The organism is Bacillus sp. FSL W8-0640, assembly GCF_038007725.1.
In the GTDB taxonomy this organism is placed as follows: Bacteria; Bacillota; Bacilli; order Bacillales; family Bacillaceae_G; genus Bacillus_A; species Bacillus_A cereus.
The window spans coordinates 609,121-626,247 of sequence record NZ_JBBOXT010000001.1 but is presented as its reverse complement, the minus strand read 5'-3'; the positions used below and the strand labels follow the sequence as shown (position 1 = coordinate 626,247).

The following is a 17,127-nucleotide window of genomic DNA, read 5'->3' as shown; positions in this document are numbered from 1 at the left end:
TTTATCCTCCTTCCTTTTCTTTGCATACCATATTAAAACAAGTTATCATAAGATGTATTACTTTATGAAAATAATGTTAGGTGGGAAATACATGTTAGAACAATTTCATATACATGCTGATTTAAAACAACAGCTTTCTACGATTCATGAAAAGAATAAACAAGAAGCTGGTGAAAATGCACATTTAATCGGAACGAAAATATATAAAGCGTCTGATAATAGCATTATTGAAGATGCGATTACAGCACTTCTTCTTGGCAAGAATATTCTATTAAAAGGACCGACTGGTAGTGGTAAAACAGTACTAGCGGAAACTCTTTCTTCTTTATTCCAAAAACCAATGCATAGCATTAACTGCTCTGTCGACTTAGATGTAGAGGGTATTTTAGGATACAACACACTACAAACGAAAGATGGTGCATCTGAAGTTTCATTCGTTAACGGTCCTCTTATGAAAGCAATGAAGAACGGTCACTTCCTATATATTGACGAAATCAATATGGCAAAACCTGAAACGTTACCACTTCTTCACGGCGCATTAGATTACCGTAAAATGATTACAAACCCATTTACACAAGAGGTTGTATACGGTGATGACGAATACCGTGTAATTGCTGCGATTAACGAAGGTTACGTTGGAACAAGTGAACTAAATGAAGCGTTAAAAAACCGTTTCGTTATTATTGAAGTTCCTTACATTCAAGGTGATACATTAAAAGAACTATTATTAGCAGAATCAAAATTAAATGATGTTGCAACAATTGAAAAGTTTGTTGCATTTGCAAGCGACCTTATGCCTTTAGCTCGCGATGGACGTGTAAGTGAAGAAGCAGCAAGTATTCGTGGTATTATCGACGCATGTGATTTAGGTGTATATATTCCTGTTATGCGAGCGATTGAACGAAGCATAATTGCAAAACTTAATGATGAAACAGAACAAATGACTGTCCGTGAATTAGCAGAAAGTTATTTCTTTGAGGGATAATTTATGAGACAAATTTTTAGTGACAAAAAAATTGATGCGTCGCTGTTTCTACAAATGGAAAACTTAATGTATGCCCTTCTAAAAGAAGACGATGCCTATCTTGAATATGGCTATAAAGCATACTACGACGAAATTGAAAAGAAAGTTGTCATTAGTCACTTTTGGGATGATCGAAAAGAAGAAGATACAGTAATCGGATTAAAAAGCGAAGTGTTCTTAAAAGCACTTGGTAATAAACATTACTCGGACATGACTTTAATTCGTTCTTATGCGATTGAATTGCAAGAATCGCCCCTAAAAAAGTTTTTAACACAATTATTTGTTCTATTAGAAGATTTACGCGTTGAGGAAATCGTAAAGAACTTACGTCCTGGCACGAAGCATGTTTTTAAACGTCGAAAAGAAATGTACCGCAATTATTTCGGCTCTCAAAATGAAATAAACCGTGTTCGTAATTATCACGGTGATCGTCTATTTTGCCTATGCTATCTTTCATTAACTAGCGATAAATACGAAATGTTTAATAATGAATATTTTGAGCAAATTGAAGCGATTTTACATGAAACATTCCAAGCACGTAATACAGAAGATATTATGTATATCGTTGAGAAAATTCGCTATCGCTTAGAGGCGCTTCTTGAAAGCGATATGCTTAACAACTATTTCGGACATGCTCCACTTTACTTATCTGTCCTTGCAGACGAAAAGAACTGTCGCGTCGAAGATTTAGCAAATGATGATACGCAGCTTATAGATGACGATGAAAATAAAAACAAAATGGATGAAAGTTTCTCCACATGGCATCGTGAAAATAAAAATAACGAAAACGAGAACTTTTTACGCTTTGAATTAGAAAGCGGAACAAAAACTAATATGATGGGTGATACTGCCCGTGAATCAGAAGATGGCGACCAAGCACTTGGTTCTGTACAAGGTACTTCACAAAAAAGTACACAATCCAACTTTGATGGTGCTGATACAGAAGAAGCAAGGGCTTCACACGCTTCTAGCCAGCACGACGGTGCATACGGTAAGTATAATGTAGGTGCTTCTCATACTTTTAAAGAAGCTCGCAAACCAAACTCAGATGAGAAAAAAGATTACCAAGCTATCAAATCAGTCGTCAATAAAGATGTAAAAGAATTAAAGAAAATTATCGAAAAAACAATTGAAAATAAAACGAATGCGAATAGTGATAAATATTACGGAAGACTTCGTAAGAAATTCCTTCGTATTTATACCGAAAAACAACCGCGTATGTTTTATAAAAAAGGACAAGAGTCACAAGAACTCGATGTTGCATTCCAACTATTAGTTGACTGTTCTGGTTCTATGTATAACAAAATGGAAGAAACGAAGAAGAGTGTTGTACTATTCCATGAAGCTTTAAAGTCTTTAAAAATCCCGCACGCTATTAGCGGATTTTGGGAAGATGCCTCTAGTGCTAAACCTGAAGATAAGCCGAACGTTATCCATGAAGTTGTAAATTATAAAAACTCAACGTTGCCAAACGTTGGTCCAGAAATTATGCAACTTCGTGAAGAAGAAGATAACCGCGACGGATATATTATTCGTATCGTTTCTGAAAAACTTGCCAAAAGACCTGAGAAACATAAATTCTTACTAGTCTTCACAGACGGTGAGCCTTCTGCGCTAGACTATCAACAAGACGGAATTTTAGATACGCATGAAGCTGTTAAACTCGCGCGTAAAAGTGGTATGGAAGTAATCGGTATCTTCATCGAAGAAGGCGAAGCGAAAGAAGCAACTTATCAATTGATGAAAAACATTTATAACCATCACTTCTTAGTTGCAAATCATGCTGAAGATTTACGATTGAAGATTAAACCATTGCTGAAAAAACTATTACTGAAGACGATTGAATAGAAAATAGGAGCCTTGTGGCTCCTGTTTTTTCGTTCAATTACTTTGTTTCTGGTTGAAACTTGTATGGAATGGCTACTTCTAATAAAGATTCAAATCCTCCGTCATAGTATGGGAAACGCTCATTCGCAATTGTTCGATCTACCCACTCTATTGCAGAAATTTCACCTTCATCTTCCGCAATAAGTTCCCCTTTTACTACATTCGCTCGGAATGTAAAAAATAGTGCATGATTCCCTGATTCTTCAAAGAATTTTTCATTGACCGCAACAAGCCCCCCAGCCAAGGCGGTTAAACCTGTCTCTTCTTTCACTTCTCTTATTAGTGCTTCCTCTAATATTTCACCTTTTTCCACAGCCCCACCTGGCAATGACCAAACGTTTTGTTCTACATTATGTACCATTAATATTTTATCTGTTTCTTCGTCATGTATTAGTGCGTATACGACATCAACTCTTTGCATAAGACTTCTCTCCTCCCAAAAATAATGAAGAGCCGATTCCTAAGAATCGACTCTTCCTATTAATTCATCACTAACTCAGCTGTGAGCTTTTTTTTTAACTTAGCCAGCATGTCAGTTGTCATTTTGTCTAAATCGTATTCTGCTTTAAAGCCCCACTCTTTCATTGCTGCAGTTGCGTCAATAGAGTTTGGCCAGCTATCAGCGATTGTTTGACGAGCTGAATCTACTGCATAATCCATTGTAAACGTCGGAATGTGTTTACGAATTGACGCTGCAATTTGCTCTGGCTCGAAGCTCATTGCTGTAATGTTAAATGCATTTCTATGCACTAGCTTACTTGGATCAGCTTCCATTAAAGAAATGATCGCTTGTAAAGCATCAGGCATATACATCATGTCCATGTACGTTCCTTCAGCAATGTATGAGGTGTATGCACCTTTTTTAATCGCCTCATAATAAATTTCAACTGCATAATCAGTCGTTCCGCCTCCTGGAGGAGCTACGTAAGAAATTAAACCTGGGAAACGGACACCGCGCGTATCTACGCCAAATTTTTGATGATAATAATCACATAGTAATTCTCCTGCCACTTTGTTTACCCCATACATCGTAGTAGGACGCTGAATTGTATCTTGCGGTGTATTATCTTTTGGCGTCGATGGACCGAATGCACCGATAGAACTTGGCGTGAAGAACTTACAGTTTAATTCACGAGCTGCTTCTAATGCATTTACAAGTCCGCCCATATTTAAGTTCCATGCGAATAACGGATTTTTTTCTGCTGTTGCTGAAAGTAAAGCTGCTAAATGAATAATTGTATCTACTTCATTACGCTTTGCGATATCATGTAGTTTTTGTCCATCTGTTACATCTAACGTTTCAAATGGACCAGACGTTACTACTTCACTATCTGTTTCACGAATATCTGTTGCAATAACATTTGATGCGCCGTATACATCACGAAGTTTCATTACTAGTTCAGAACCAATTTGCCCTAAAGAACCGGTTACTAGAATTTTTTTCATTTTCCCCACTCCTCATTTGCAAGCTATTCAAAAGATGTCGTTACTTAAATGATGCCCATTTCTTTTCCTACTTTTTCATACTTAAGAATTGCTTCATCTAACATTTCTTTCGTATGAGCTGCTGTAGGCATATTACGAACGCGCCCTGTTCCTTTTGCTACAGTTGGGAACACGATAGATTTTGCGTATACCCCTTCTTCATTTAGACGTTTACTAAATTCTTGTGTTAATACTTCGTCCCCAATGATACAAGGTGTAATTGGCGTTTCACTTTCTCCAATGTTAAAGCCAAGTTCTTTTAATCCTTGTTTCAAGTAGCGGCCATTTTCCCATAAGCGATCGTGTAACTCTGTGCTTTCCATTAAGATTTCAATTGATCTCATGCAAGCTGCTGCATCAGCTGGTGTTAATGCTGTAGAGAATAAGAATGGACGTGAACGAACTTTTAACCAGTCAATTAAGTTTTGTTTCCCTGCTACATATCCACCAATTACCCCAATTGCTTTTGATAATGTACCAATTTGGAAATCAACTTTATCAGAAAGACCGAAGTGCTTTACAGTTCCTGCACCTTTTCCAAGTACACCTGAACCGTGTGCATCATCTACGTATGTCATTAAATCTAACTCTTCTGCAATCTCAACAATTTCTGGTAGTTTTGCAACATCTCCATCCATTGAAAAGACACCGTCTGTAATTACCATTAATTTATTGTAAAGACCTGATTCTTTCGCCGCAATTGCTTTTTGGCGTAAATCTTCCATATCCGAATGTTTATAAACAATAATTTTTGCTTTTGATAGACGACTACCATCAATAATAGAAGCATGGTTTAATTCGTCTGAAAGAATTGCATCATTTTTATCCATAACAGCTGAAATCGCTGCCATATTACAGTTAAATCCTGATTGATAAGCAATTGCTGCTTCTGTATGTTTAAACTTTGCAATTGTTTCTTCTAACTTAATATGCAAATCTAAAGTACCGTTAATTGTACGAACAGCCCCTGCTCCAACACCGTACTTATGAATAGCACCAATTGCTGCTTCTTGCAAACGGCTATCTGTTGCTAATCCAAGATAGTTGTTTGAAGATAAGTTAATATATTCTTTTCCGCCAATTGTAATGATCGGTCCATTTGAACTCTCAAGCGGATCAATTACGTTATAAAGCCCCTTTGATTTTAAATCCTCTAAATTTTCTTCTAAAAATTTCGCAAGTGTTTTACTAGACATCGTGAAGCCTCCCATCGTTCATGTAAGCGGATTATTGTCTTAATAGTTCTAATAATCCCTCTACTAGCTTAACACGTTTTCAGAATTTATTATAGAAAAATAGTTTAAAGTAACCGCTTACAATTTTAGATTATATATGATTCATTACAATAAATCTATTATTTACTTTTCATATTTGATAGAATTAAAAAAATATTTCAGGAGGTTTCAAACATGGCATTTACAGAATCTGATGTATACAATAACACAGCATTTTTCGAACAATATATGAAACGAAGATACCGAGAAAATAGCCCAAATGAATCCATTGAAAAACCAGTATTCTTTCAGCTCATTGGTCATGTACGAGGAAAACAAATTCTCGATTTAGGCTGTGGTGATGCTAAGTTTGGCGCGGAATTATTAGAAAAGGGATGCTACTCTTACACCGGCATTGAAGGCTCCGAACTTATGTATGAAAAAGCTAAAAAACAACTAGAAAATAAAAATGGATCTGTTCATTTTTTAAACCTCAAAGATTATACCTACCCCTCTTCCACTTTTGATTTAGTAACATCTAGACTCGCCTTACATTATATTGAACATCTTGATGCCATTTTTCAAAATGTGTTTCAAACTTTAAAAACAAATGGCACCTTTACCTTTAGCGTTCAACATCCCGTTATTACTTCTTCGTTTGAAAGCTTACAAACAAGTGGTAAAAGAACGAGTTGGCTCGTCGATGATTACTTTAAACTAGGCAAACGGGTTGAACCATGGATTGACCAAGAAGTTATTAAATATCATCGTACAACGGAAGATTATTTCACATTATTACAGCAAGCCGGATTTACCATTACATCATTAAAAGAAGCTACACCAAATCCAACCTATTTTCAAAATGAAGAAGAGTATAAACGTCGCTTACGTATTCCTCTCTTCCTCTTATTTTCTTGTACCAAATAAAAAAAACGATGAATCACTCATCGTTTTTTTATCTCATTACCTGAGCAACTTCTTTAACTACACGTCTTCCTCTTCCGTGAGGTATACAAAGCGGTGTTCCAAACAACGGATCCGTACTAATTTGACACTCCATTCGGAATACATCACGTACTAGTTTCTCATCTACCACTTCTTCAGGTTTACCTTGTGCATATATTTGTTTATCTTGAATGGCTACAATGTTATCTGCATAGCGACATGCTAAATTTAAATCGTGTAATACCATAACAATTGTTCTTTGTTCTGTTTCATTTAATTCGAATAATAAATCTAGCACTTCAATTTGGTGAGTCATATCTAAATATGTAGTAGGCTCATCCAGTAAAATAATATCTGTATCTTGTGCAAGCGTCATTGCAATCCAAGCACGTTGTCGTTGTCCACCTGAAAGAGCATGCACATCACGCTCAGCAAATTCTGTCATACCTGTTGCTGCAAGTGCCTTCTGTACCATTTCCTCATCTTTTTCTGACCACTGTTTCAGCCATGTTTGATATGGATAGCGTCCTTGTTTTACAAGTTGCAATACTGTAAGCCCTTCAGGTGCTTGCGGTCCTTGCGGTAAAATTGCCATTTGACGAGCAATTTGCTTAGTTTGCATACTTTGAATAGCTTGATTATCTAACAAAATGTCACCAGTTGTTGGCTTTAATAATCTAGCTAGTGAACGTAATAAAGTTGATTTCCCGCAACCGTTGGAACCGATAAAGATTGTAATTTCACCTTTTGGAATTTCTAAATTCAACTCATCAATAATAATTGTTTCACCATAAGACAACGTCAAACGTTTCGTCTCCAATGCTTTTTGCATATTCATCTCCCTTTATGAATTCCGACTTTTATAAAGTAAATAAATAAAATAAGGTGCACCAATTGCTGATGTAAATACCCCTGCTGGAATTTCAAGTGGTGTGAAAACTGTACGCCCAATTAAATCTGCAGCAAGTACTAGAATTGCACCAACAATAGCTGCAACTGGGAGTAATGCACCGTATAAAGAACCAACTAGCCTTCGTGAAATATGAGGTGCCATTAAACCGACAAATCCAATTCCTCCGGCGAAGGCAACTGCTCCCCCAATTAAAGCCGTACTAAGTAATAACATGAATACGCGTGACTTCGTTAAAGGAACACCAAGTCCTACCGCAATATCATCCCCTAGCTCTTGCGCATTTAAATGTCTAGCAGCTATAAATGATATTACCGTTAAAATGAGAACCCACGGTGCAAGCACCATAACGTTTTGCCGTGAAGAACCATAAACAGTACCTGTAATCCATACATTCGCTTGACTCGCTTGATAAATTGGTGCTAACAACATAAACAAAGTCGTTGCCGCTTTCGTTAATGCCCAAAACCCCACACCAATTAAAACAAGACTAATCGGCGATAACCCGTCATTTCTCCATGCAAATAAATATACAAAAAGCGCCACAATCGTTGCCCCAACAAAGGCTGCTAACGGCATATAATGAATGCTTACAGTTAGCGCATTATTTTTATCACTAAATATAGCTAAAAACAATACAACTGCAACACTTGCCCCGCCCGTAATCCCGATGATATCCGGAGAAGCAAGTGGATTTCGAACGAGACCTTGTAAAATACATCCTGCTACAGCAAGCGCAATTCCTACGAGGATGGCAATTAAAATACGCGGCATACGAAACTTATTTACAACCATGTTAGACATCGCATCGCCATTTCCAGTGATCGCTTGCCATACATCATAAGGAGCAATTTTCATGTCTCCCATACCTGCGCTCGCAAAGAATAATCCTATTAAAACAACTAGTAAACTTAACAAGACGAGACAAGCTCGTTTATACATTAAAAACGAGAGCTCACCTTTTCCTATACGAAACGGAATATATTTCTTCATTTGCTAAGCCCTCTCTTACGTGCAATATAAATAAAGAATGGAGCTCCAATAAATGCTGTCATAACTCCTACTGGTACTTCTTGTGGCATAATGACATATCTTGCTGCTATATCAGCCAATATTAGTAGTATTGCACCTAACAATCCGCTATAAGGCACCCTCCATCTGTGGTCAACTCCAACAAGAAATCTCGCAAAATGCGGAGTAATAATTCCAATAAATCCAATTGGGCCAGCAACCGCAACCGAACCACCAGACAACAGTACAATAATAAGTAACACGAATGATTTCATTAAAATTGTTCGTTGTCCAAGTCCTTTCGCGACGTCTTCTCCCATCATCAATGTATTTACTTTCCCTGCCATCATAAGAGATGCAATCCATCCTATTAATAAATATGGGAATACAGATTGTAAAATTTCTAACTTTCTCCCTTGCACAGATCCAGCAAGCCAAAATAATACCTCTTCAAGTGCTTTTTCATTTAACACAAGTAATCCTTGTGTTAATGATGAAAATAACGCACTAATTGCGACCCCTGCTAACGTTAACTTAAGAGGAGTAGTTCCTTCTTTTCCTAAAGAACTAGAAGCAAATACAAGTACAGCTGCAACCGCCGCTCCTAAAAAGGCAATCCATGTGAAAGCTGATAATGATGTTACTGAAAAGATTACAATTGCTACAACTATGAAGAACGCAGCACCTGAATTTAATCCAATAAAATCTGGAGAAGCAAGTGGATTCTTAGTTAAAGTTTGCATAAGACAACCAGCAATGGCTAAACTAGCACCAACACTAGCTGCAATTAACGCCCTAGGCAGACGTACATTTTGAATAATAATATGTTCATTGGAACCGTTAAAATGGAAAAAAGCATCCAATGCTAGTTTCCAACTCGTATTTGTATACCCGAAAATAATACTTCCCCAAATACAAATAACGACTGCAATGATTCCAACAAATAATCCAATCCATTTTGCTCGATTTGTTTTTAATAACATGCAGCGTTTCCCCTTCAATGTATAATGATACGTTGTTAGTGTATTTCAACTTAATTCTCATTGTCAACGGAAATGAGAATTATTTTCACCCATATGTATTGACAATCAAAAGATAAAGGCTTAATATCATGCTTGCTATTGAAAAATATTCTCAACATGTAGGGGGTACATAATGAATTTCATGCGGAAGAAATCGTTTACAGTATTTGTATTTTTACTAGCATTTTCAATGCTTTTAAGCGCTTGTGGAAAATCAAATAACAAAGAAGAATCTACAAAAGAAGATAATAAAAAAGAAGTGGTTACTGTAGAACATGCAATGGGTAAAACAGAAGTTCCTGCTAATCCAAAACGTGTAGTTATCTTAACAAATGAAGGAACTGAAGCTTTACTTGAATTAGGTGTGAAACCAGTTGGTGCTGTAAAGTCTTGGACTGGTGACCCATGGTATCCACATATTAAGGATAAAATGAAAGATGTAAAAGTTGTTGGTGATGAAGGACAAGTTAACGTTGAAACAATTGCTTCTTTAAAACCAGACTTAATTATCGGTAATAAAATGCGCCACGAAAAAGTGTACGAACAACTAAAAGCAATTGCACCTACTGTGTTCTCAGAAACATTACGTGGTGAATGGAAAGATAACTTCAAATTTTATGCAAAAGCATTAAATAAAGAAAAAGAAGGTCAAAAAGTTGTAGCTGATTACGAATCACGTATAAAAGATTTAAAAGGCAAACTTGGCGATAAAGTAAACCAAGAAATCTCTATGGTTCGTTTCATGCCTGGTGATGTTCGTATTTATCATGGCGATACATTCTCTGGTGTTATTTTAAAAGAACTTGGATTTAAACGTCCTGGAGATCAAAATAAAGATGATTTTGCAGAGCGTAACGTATCTAAAGAGCGTATTTCTGCTATGGATGGTGACGTATTATTCTACTTCACATTCGATAAAGGAAATGAGAAAAAAGGATCTGAACTAGAAAAAGAGTATATAAACGATCCTCTATTTAAAAATTTAAATGCAGTAAAAAATGGTAAAGCATACAAAGTTGATGACGTTATTTGGAATACAGCTGGTGGCGTAATGGCTGCTAACCTACTATTAGATGACATTGAAAAACGCTTTGTTAAATAATATTTCCTTAACCAGCTCCCTTCTGTGGAGCTGGTTATTTTTCAATTCACTTAAATGTCACATTATTTCGTTTTGTATTTTTATTCCCAATATGTTATATTGAGAAAGTAAATAGAATATATTTTCTTTATATCAGAATAAATGTTTTAATCTAAATTTTCTGATTAATCACTATTTTATTTTCTTTTAGAATTCAATTATTACATTTGAAAACGCTTATCATCTCGTTTTCAGGGCAAAATACAGTAACGGTCGAAGAAAAATAGAACTTTTTTAGAAATTTTCTTTCTATTTCCATATAATTCTATTGACTTCTAAATATTTTGTAAATTAAAATGATTACATAAATATCCGTTATACAGGATTAGGGGGAAACAAAAATGGATGCAGCTTTAAAATTAGACAAAGCTGGAGAGCAACAATCACCAAAAAAACATCCACCAGGGTTGTACTTGTTGTTCTTAACAGAAATGTGGGAAAGATTTAGTTATTATGGAATGCGCGGCCTTTTAGTTCTTTATTTAACAACTGCTGCGGTTAGTGGCGGGTTAGGATTTGATAAGGCATTTGCAGTGCAATTATACGGTTATTTTACAGCAGCAGTATATTTCATGCCAATTCTTGGTGGATGGCTAACTGATCATTACATTACAAGACGTCATGCCATTACTCTCGGCGGAATTATTATGGCAATCGGTAACTTTGTACTATTCTCAATGAACACAAAAACAGGACTTTTCCTTGGATTAATACTACTAGTTATTGGTAATGGATTCTTTAAACCAAATATTTCTACACTGTTAGGTGAATTGTATGATGAAAATGATTCACGTCGTGACAGTGCATTTACTATCTTCTATATGGGTATTAACGTAGGTGCTTTCTTTGCTCCACTTATTTGTGGGTTTTTAGCAGAAGACTTCTTTAAAACAAGCGTTGATGGCGTTATGGTTATGGGATATAAATACGGATTCTTAGCAGCTTGTATCGGTATGATTGTTGGGCAAATTGTTTTCAACTTATTAGCTCCTCGCTACCTTGGTAAAGCTGGAACAACAGTTGTCGGTAAAAAATCAAAAAATCAACCTACAATTGAAAAGAAACCTTTAACAAAACAAGAAAAAAATCGCACTTGGGCAATTGTAATTTTAACTTGTTTCGTAGTATTCTTCTGGGCAGGATTTGAACAAGCTGGTAGTTCTCTAACACTTTATACAAATAAATTTGTCGATCGTACAATTTTCGGATGGGAAGTGCCAACATCTTGGTTCCAATCTGTTAACCCAGCATTCATCGTATTACTTGCACCATTAGTATCTATGCTATGGTTAAAACTTTCTAAAACAAAACGCGGTGATTTAAAAGTACCAACAAAAATGGCCTTAGGTATGATTTTACTAGGTATAGGTTACCTTGTTTTAACATTAGCAGTTCTAAAAACTGGAAGTAATGAAGCTGATATAACTGTTAAAGCAAACTTATTATTCATCATCATTACTTATATGTTCCATACAATTGGTGAGTTGTTCTTGTCACCAATCGGATTATCTATGGTAAGTGCAATTGCACCTGTTAAATTAGCATCATTATTAATGGGTGTATGGTTAGCTGGTTCAGGTATGGCTAACTGGTTAGCTGGTAAACTTGCTTCCTTTACACAATCATTAGGATACCTTGAAGTATTTGCAAGTATCGGGATTATCGTTATCGTCTTAGGATTTGTACTTCTTCTATGCTCTAAAAAAGTTGCAAGTATGATGGAATAACAAAAAGACGCTTCTAAAATTAGAAGCGTCTTTTTTATTACTTCTCCTCTAAAGCTGTCACGTCCACATGAACGCTCTCACCAGGATTAGATACATCATACACTTGAGCACTCCCCTTCTGCTCATCACAGCTCTCAATCCATACTGGTACGCCCTCATATGTAACGTCAATTCTACTTGAAGAAGATAAGATTTGTTTCACACGTTTCACATCCATACTACTATCCCTCCTTTTGCTTACTACACTCCTTTTTATTTTTTCTTTTCCTTTTAGAATATATTCCGTAAGGCAGCATGTTGATTGATAGTCATTTCTTCCTAACATGCTAATATTTACTCTCTCGCTACCTTTCTGACAAATAAAAAAAGACGTATATTCTACACGTCTTTTTCCATAATATTCAAATTTTAAGAAAATAATGTTTTTACTACTGCACTTACTTTATCATTATGGATTTGATAATACACTTCTAATCCTCGTCTTTCAAAGCGTACTACTTTATTTTGCTTTAACTTCGTTAAATGTTGTGAAACAGTTGATTGTGGAATTTCTAATACTTCCTGTAGCTGTGTTACATTACATGTTCCTCTTTGCATAAGTTCCATTACTAGACGTAGACGAAGTGGGTGAGCTAACGCTCTTAACATTTGTACATCTTCTTCTGAAATACGACATTCGAATTGATTTTGGCTCATAAAGTTCCCCTCATTTTCGTTTTTATTTGCGTTTTTATGTTCTTTTTATTTATTTATATATCTGTTCTTATATTTCCTGTTACGACATAACTTTATCAACCTATAAAGCCGAAAAATTTTTCCATCTTTATCAGCAAAAATTCAGGAAAAAATCCTTGCTGATTTTGAATATTATACTATATGATATAACGAAAAAGCAAAATAATGGCCTACGAATACTTTGCTTGCAAACGTTGTTTTATCAGGCTTTTTGTTATATTTTCACCTCATTGAAATGCACAGTAACGGTATTGTAAAATACCGTCTATAATTGATAACCTATCGTAATGTAGTTGAACTATAATTAACCTCTTTGTTACGCTAAAAGGAATTTTCAGTAAAAAGAGATGATGTGATATTAAAAATTTGTTTCTTATTTTTTATTCGTATTGCAAGCGGTTGGATTGTTGTGCAAAACTTCCTATTAAATCCACTCACCGTTCCCCCCACTAGATCAAATAGGACAGATAATTGCATATATCAAACTTTATACTTAATATAAAAGACTTCATCTAATATACGCCTATAAGGAACATGCCATCTGAATAAGCAAAATAATATGCACATAGTTTATACAGCACACTTAAATTCATTTGAGTGTGTTTTTTGTCTACTTTATGAACAAAGCTTTTCTTTTAACACTATTATGGAATAATTATACTTTTTTACGTTGACAATAGTGTTGAAGGAGAATATACTAAGCATGTAAGTTGATTGTGAATAGTTTCACAAATAATGTGAATTTCTTCACATATAATAGATAGGAGTTGTCATTATTATGAGTACTTGGACACAAATTTATGACCCATTAAACAATATTTGGTTATCTGCACTAATCGCAGCACTTCCAATCTTTTGTTTCATCATTTGTTTAATGGGATTCAAAATGAAAAGTTACATGGCTGGTCTTTATAGTGTAATTGTCGCTATTATCCTTGCAATATTTGTTTATAAAATGCCAGCAACAGTAGCTGTAGCATCTGCCGGATTCGGTGTTTTATCTGGATTTTATCCAATTTGTACTATCGTTATCGCTGCAATTTTCCTTTACAAATTAACTGTTAAAACAGAGCAATTCAATATTATTCGCGATAGTATTTCAAGCATTACAAATGATCAACGTTTACAAGTATTATTAATCGCTTATTCTTTCGGTGCTTTCTTAGAAGGCGCAGCTGGTCTAGGGGTTCCAGTTGCTATTACAGCTGCACTACTTGTAGGTATGGGCTTTAATCCATTAAAAGCAGCAGGTATTTGTTTAGTAGCTAATATTGCTGGTGGTGCTATGGGTGCTATGGGTATTCCAGTTACAGTACCAGCACAATTAACTCAACTTGACGCATTAACTATTGGTCGTCAAACTGTTCTTATTTTACCTTTCATTAGTGTTATCTTACCTTTCTTACTTGTTTCAATGGTCGATGGAATTAAAGGTATTAAAGAAACTTGGCAAGGTATTCTTGTAAGTGGTGTTTCTTTCGCTATTACTCAATTCGCTGTAACTTACTTCTTAGGCGCAGAACTTACTAATATTTTCGCAGCCGTTGTAAGTATGATCTCTCTTGCATTATTCTTACGTGTTTGGCAACCAAAATCTTCTACTAAAGAAGAAAAACAAGAAACTAAAGTATCACATACATTCAATCAAATTTTATATGCTTGGTCTCCATTCGTATTCTTAACTGCATTTGTAACAATCTTTAACTTAAAACCGATTAAAGCTTTATTTGCTCCAGATGGTGCGTTAGCAAACTTAGTATTTAACATTCAGTTCCCTGGTCTTCATAATGCTGTTATGAAAACTACACCAATTACAAAAGCTGATACACCTTTCGCAGCTGTTTTCAAATTTGATGTATTCTCTTCTACAACTACTGCGATTGTACTAGCAATTATCGTTTCACTTATCGTTTACCGCGTAAAAGGTAAAATGGTTAAAGAATTAATGATTGAAACAATGAAAGAATTAAAAGCTCCAGTATATACAATTTGTAGCGTTATCGCATTAGCTTACGTAGAGAACTACTCTGGTATGTCATCTACACTTGGACTTGCATTCTCTTCTACTGGTAATGCATTCCCAATTCTTTCTCCAATCTTAGGATGGATTGGCGTATTCATTACAGGTTCAGTAGTTTCAAGTGGTTCTTTATTCGCACCACTTCAAGCAGTAACAGCAGACCAGTTAAACATCGTTCCTTCTACACTCGTTGCCTTAAACGTAGTAGGTGGTACAATGGCAAAAATGGTTTCACCACAATCTGTAGCAGTTGCTTGTGCCGCAGTTGGACTAGTTGGTAAAGAATCTGCTCTATTTAAAACAGCAATGAAATACAGTTTAATCTTCTTAGCTGTTATTAGCTTACTTCAATTAAACGCTGTATTTAATATCTTTTAAAAATAAAACACCGATCCAAATGGATCGGTGTTTTTCACATTACATTTCTTTATTTTTTAATAAAGAAGCTCCAGCAATTTCAGGGTGAGTCATTTCGAATGGATCTAAAATAATATCCAATTCCTCTTCTGTCAGTACACCATGCTCTAAACATAACTCCCTAACAGATTTTCCTGTTTCAATCGCTTCACGTGCAATACGAGATGCTGCTTCATAACCAATATGAGGATTAACTGCTGTAATAATTCCAACACTTTTCTCAACATATTGCTTCAGCAATTCTTCATTTGCTGTAATTCCTTCAATACAATATTCACGGAATACACGGAATCCATTATTCATAATACTAATAGATTGAATTAAATTAAATACAAGCACAGGCTCCATTACATTTAACTCTAATTGTCCTGCTTCTGATGCTAAGCAAATTGTATGATCATTTCCAATTACTTGGAATGCGACTTGGTTAATCACTTCTGCCATAACTGGATTTACTTTACCTGGCATAATTGATGAACCTGGCTGACGTGCTGGCAATTGAATTTCAGCCAACCCAACACGTGGCCCAGACGCCATAATACGAAGATCGTTTGCAATTTTAGACATGTTCATCATACATACTTTAAGTGCTGCAGATACTTCTGTGTATGCATCTGTATTTTGCGTTGCATCAACTAAATGCTCTGCACCAACAAGTGGGAACCCACTAAACGTTCTTAAGTGTTTTACCACCTGTTCAATATACGTAGGATTTGCATTTAATCCTGTACCAACAGCTGTCGCCCCCATATTCACTTCATATAAATGTTGACGAGACTGTTTAATTCTTTTTATATCGCGCGCAAGCACTCGGCTATACGCTTCAAATTCTTGTCCAAGGCGAATTGGAACTGCATCTTGTAAATGTGTGCGTCCCATTTTAATAACGTGATCAAACTCTTTTGCTTTTTTACGAAAAGCAGAATGAAGTTCTTCCATTGTAATAAGAAGCTTTTCTAACATCATAAGAGTTGCAATATGAATCCCTGTTGGAAACGCATCGTTCGTTGATTGGGCCATGTTCACATGAGTGTTTGGGCTAATTTTCGCATACGCACCTTTTTCATATCCCATACGTTCTAACGCTCTATTCGCAATTACTTCATTTGTATTCATATTAATAGAAGTTCCGGCTCCGCCTTGAATAGGGTCCACGATAAATTGATCATGAAACTTTCCATCAACAATTTCTTGCGCTGCTTCTGCAATTTCATGTCCAATGTCTTTAGCTAAGTAACCAGTATCTATATTCGCAAGTGCCGCCGCTTTTTTCACAATTGCCATTGCTGTAATGAGTGATGGATGAATGCGATATCCTGTAATTGGGAAGTTTTCTACAGCACGTAATGTTTGTACACCATAATAAGCTGCACTTGGTACTTCCTTTTCACCTAAAAAATCTTTTTCTATACGTATATCCTTCGTTGCTATCATTTTTATCACCTATACTTTTTCATTCTAAATCCTTATCCAAAAAATCCGCCCTCTAAAAACACGAGTATCATTCAGAAGAATTTTTCAGTATCCACCTTCACTATATAGTACCTTTTTTGAAAGCGCAAACATTTATTTTTCTGTATATCCTTTTT

15 protein-coding genes are annotated in these 17,127 nt (G+C 35.6%); 6 read left to right on the top strand and 9 right to left on the bottom strand.

The window, feature by feature from the left end:
- The first annotated feature begins 91 nt into the window (after positions 1-91).
- Together N2V80_RS03190 and N2V80_RS03185 are read left to right on the top strand one after the other, a co-directional pair.
- Entirely contained in the window at positions 92-985 is an 894-nt protein-coding gene (locus tag N2V80_RS03190; RefSeq protein ID WP_000892973.1) for an ATP-binding protein, read from the top strand.
- 3 nt (positions 986-988) lie between these two features.
- Positions 989-2,872 (top strand): vWA domain-containing protein, encoded by a 1,884-nt coding sequence (locus tag N2V80_RS03185; RefSeq protein ID WP_001248851.1) that lies wholly within the window; start codon positions 989-991, stop codon positions 2,870-2,872.
- A gap of 37 nt (positions 2,873-2,909) precedes the next feature.
- Here N2V80_RS03185 and N2V80_RS03180 read toward each other — a convergent pair whose 3' ends face one another.
- From N2V80_RS03180 to N2V80_RS03170, 3 genes are read right to left on the bottom strand one after another with little or no spacing between them, the layout of a single operon-like run.
- Positions 2,910-3,332, bottom strand: coding sequence for an NUDIX hydrolase (locus N2V80_RS03180; RefSeq protein WP_061655587.1), 423 nt, complete (start codon positions 3,330-3,332; stop codon positions 2,910-2,912).
- 59 nt (positions 3,333-3,391) lie between these two features.
- Positions 3,392-4,357, bottom strand: coding sequence for an L-threonine 3-dehydrogenase (locus N2V80_RS03175; protein ID WP_000723129.1), 966 nt, complete (start codon positions 4,355-4,357; stop codon positions 3,392-3,394).
- Positions 4,358-4,401: 44 nt separating this feature from the next.
- The gene (locus N2V80_RS03170) at positions 4,402-5,592 is read right to left on the bottom strand and encodes a glycine C-acetyltransferase (protein ID WP_000095905.1); all 1,191 of its coding nucleotides are present in this window, start codon (positions 5,590-5,592) and stop codon (positions 4,402-4,404) included.
- Positions 5,593-5,805: 213 nt separating this feature from the next.
- On the opposite strand from N2V80_RS03170, the gene N2V80_RS03165 reads away from it, so the two are divergent.
- Positions 5,806-6,537, top strand: coding sequence for a class I SAM-dependent DNA methyltransferase (locus N2V80_RS03165; RefSeq protein WP_061655586.1), 732 nt, complete (start codon positions 5,806-5,808; stop codon positions 6,535-6,537).
- A 28-nt stretch (positions 6,538-6,565) separates the two neighbouring features.
- Here N2V80_RS03165 and N2V80_RS03160 read toward each other — a convergent pair whose 3' ends face one another.
- From N2V80_RS03160 to N2V80_RS03150, 3 genes are read right to left on the bottom strand one after another with little or no spacing between them, the layout of a single operon-like run.
- The gene (locus N2V80_RS03160; protein ID WP_001167963.1) at positions 6,566-7,387 is read right to left on the bottom strand and encodes an ABC transporter ATP-binding protein; all 822 of its coding nucleotides are present in this window, start codon (positions 7,385-7,387) and stop codon (positions 6,566-6,568) included.
- A 12-nt stretch (positions 7,388-7,399) separates the two neighbouring features.
- Positions 7,400-8,458 (bottom strand): FecCD family ABC transporter permease, encoded by a 1,059-nt coding sequence (locus tag N2V80_RS03155; RefSeq protein WP_061655585.1) that lies wholly within the window; start codon positions 8,456-8,458, stop codon positions 7,400-7,402.
- A complete protein-coding gene (locus N2V80_RS03150; RefSeq protein ID WP_000925232.1) occupies positions 8,455-9,459 on the bottom strand; it encodes a FecCD family ABC transporter permease in 1,005 nt (334 codons plus the stop codon). The genes N2V80_RS03155 and N2V80_RS03150 overlap by 4 nt, the downstream gene beginning before the upstream one ends.
- A 172-nt stretch (positions 9,460-9,631) precedes the next feature.
- Here N2V80_RS03150 and N2V80_RS03145 point away from each other — a divergent pair, with 172 nt between their 5' ends.
- Positions 9,632-10,600 carry an ABC transporter substrate-binding protein gene (locus tag N2V80_RS03145; protein WP_001010274.1) on the top strand — a complete coding sequence of 323 codons (969 nt, stop codon included), beginning with the start codon at positions 9,632-9,634 and terminating at the stop codon, positions 10,598-10,600.
- Positions 10,601-10,980: 380 nt separating this feature from the next.
- Entirely contained in the window at positions 10,981-12,366 is a 1,386-nt protein-coding gene (locus tag N2V80_RS03140) for a peptide MFS transporter (protein WP_000338328.1), read from the top strand.
- Positions 12,367-12,403: 37 nt separating this feature from the next.
- Here the strand turns inward: N2V80_RS03140 and N2V80_RS03135 are convergent, their stop codons facing one another.
- Both N2V80_RS03135 and N2V80_RS03130 read right to left on the bottom strand, forming a co-directional pair.
- Positions 12,404-12,583 carry an acid-soluble spore protein H gene (locus N2V80_RS03135; protein WP_000382679.1) on the bottom strand — a complete coding sequence of 60 codons (180 nt, stop codon included), beginning with the start codon at positions 12,581-12,583 and terminating at the stop codon, positions 12,404-12,406.
- Positions 12,584-12,774: 191 nt separating this feature from the next.
- Positions 12,775-13,062 (bottom strand): ArsR/SmtB family transcription factor, encoded by a 288-nt coding sequence (locus N2V80_RS03130; protein WP_000081428.1) that lies wholly within the window; start codon positions 13,060-13,062, stop codon positions 12,775-12,777.
- Positions 13,063-13,879: 817 nt separating this feature from the next.
- Between N2V80_RS03130 and N2V80_RS03125 the strand changes: the two genes are divergently transcribed.
- Positions 13,880-15,499, top strand: a complete 1,620-nt coding sequence (locus N2V80_RS03125; RefSeq protein ID WP_000109103.1) for an L-lactate permease — start codon at positions 13,880-13,882, stop codon at positions 15,497-15,499.
- Positions 15,500-15,538: 39 nt separating this feature from the next.
- Here N2V80_RS03125 and aspA read toward each other — a convergent pair whose 3' ends face one another.
- Positions 15,539-16,972 (bottom strand): aspartate ammonia-lyase, encoded by a 1,434-nt coding sequence (gene aspA / locus N2V80_RS03120; RefSeq protein ID WP_000562129.1) that lies wholly within the window; start codon positions 16,970-16,972, stop codon positions 15,539-15,541.
- Between the last annotated feature and the right edge of the window lie 155 nt (positions 16,973-17,127).

What these genes read in the sequence shown, in the direction of transcription:
- N2V80_RS03155 (WP_061655585.1), bottom strand. Translation starts at nt 8,458, where the DNA reads ATGAAGAAATATATTCCGTTTCGTATAGGAAAAGGTGAGCTCTCGTTT.
- N2V80_RS03140 (WP_000338328.1), top strand. Translation starts at nt 10,981, where the DNA reads ATGGATGCAGCTTTAAAATTAGACAAAGCTGGAGAGCAACAATCACCA.
- N2V80_RS03150 (WP_000925232.1), bottom strand. Translation starts at nt 9,459, where the DNA reads ATGTTATTAAAAACAAATCGAGCAAAATGGATTGGATTATTTGTTGGA.
- N2V80_RS03165 (WP_061655586.1), top strand. Translation starts at nt 5,806, where the DNA reads ATGGCATTTACAGAATCTGATGTATACAATAACACAGCATTTTTCGAA.
- N2V80_RS03185 (WP_001248851.1), top strand. Translation starts at nt 989, where the DNA reads ATGAGACAAATTTTTAGTGACAAAAAAATTGATGCGTCGCTGTTTCTA.
- N2V80_RS03175 (WP_000723129.1), bottom strand. Translation starts at nt 4,357, where the DNA reads ATGAAAAAAATTCTAGTAACCGGTTCTTTAGGGCAAATTGGTTCTGAA.
- N2V80_RS03180 (WP_061655587.1), bottom strand. Translation starts at nt 3,332, where the DNA reads ATGCAAAGAGTTGATGTCGTATACGCACTAATACATGACGAAGAAACA.
- N2V80_RS03135 (WP_000382679.1), bottom strand. Translation starts at nt 12,583, where the DNA reads ATGGATGTGAAACGTGTGAAACAAATCTTATCTTCTTCAAGTAGAATT.
- N2V80_RS03125 (WP_000109103.1), top strand. Translation starts at nt 13,880, where the DNA reads ATGAGTACTTGGACACAAATTTATGACCCATTAAACAATATTTGGTTA.
- N2V80_RS03160 (WP_001167963.1), bottom strand. Translation starts at nt 7,387, where the DNA reads ATGCAAAAAGCATTGGAGACGAAACGTTTGACGTTGTCTTATGGTGAA.
- N2V80_RS03170 (WP_000095905.1), bottom strand. Translation starts at nt 5,592, where the DNA reads ATGTCTAGTAAAACACTTGCGAAATTTTTAGAAGAAAATTTAGAGGAT.
- aspA (WP_000562129.1), bottom strand. Translation starts at nt 16,972, where the DNA reads ATGATAGCAACGAAGGATATACGTATAGAAAAAGATTTTTTAGGTGAA.
- N2V80_RS03190 (WP_000892973.1), top strand. Translation starts at nt 92, where the DNA reads ATGTTAGAACAATTTCATATACATGCTGATTTAAAACAACAGCTTTCT.
- N2V80_RS03130 (WP_000081428.1), bottom strand. Translation starts at nt 13,062, where the DNA reads ATGAGCCAAAATCAATTCGAATGTCGTATTTCAGAAGAAGATGTACAA.
- N2V80_RS03145 (WP_001010274.1), top strand. Translation starts at nt 9,632, where the DNA reads ATGAATTTCATGCGGAAGAAATCGTTTACAGTATTTGTATTTTTACTA.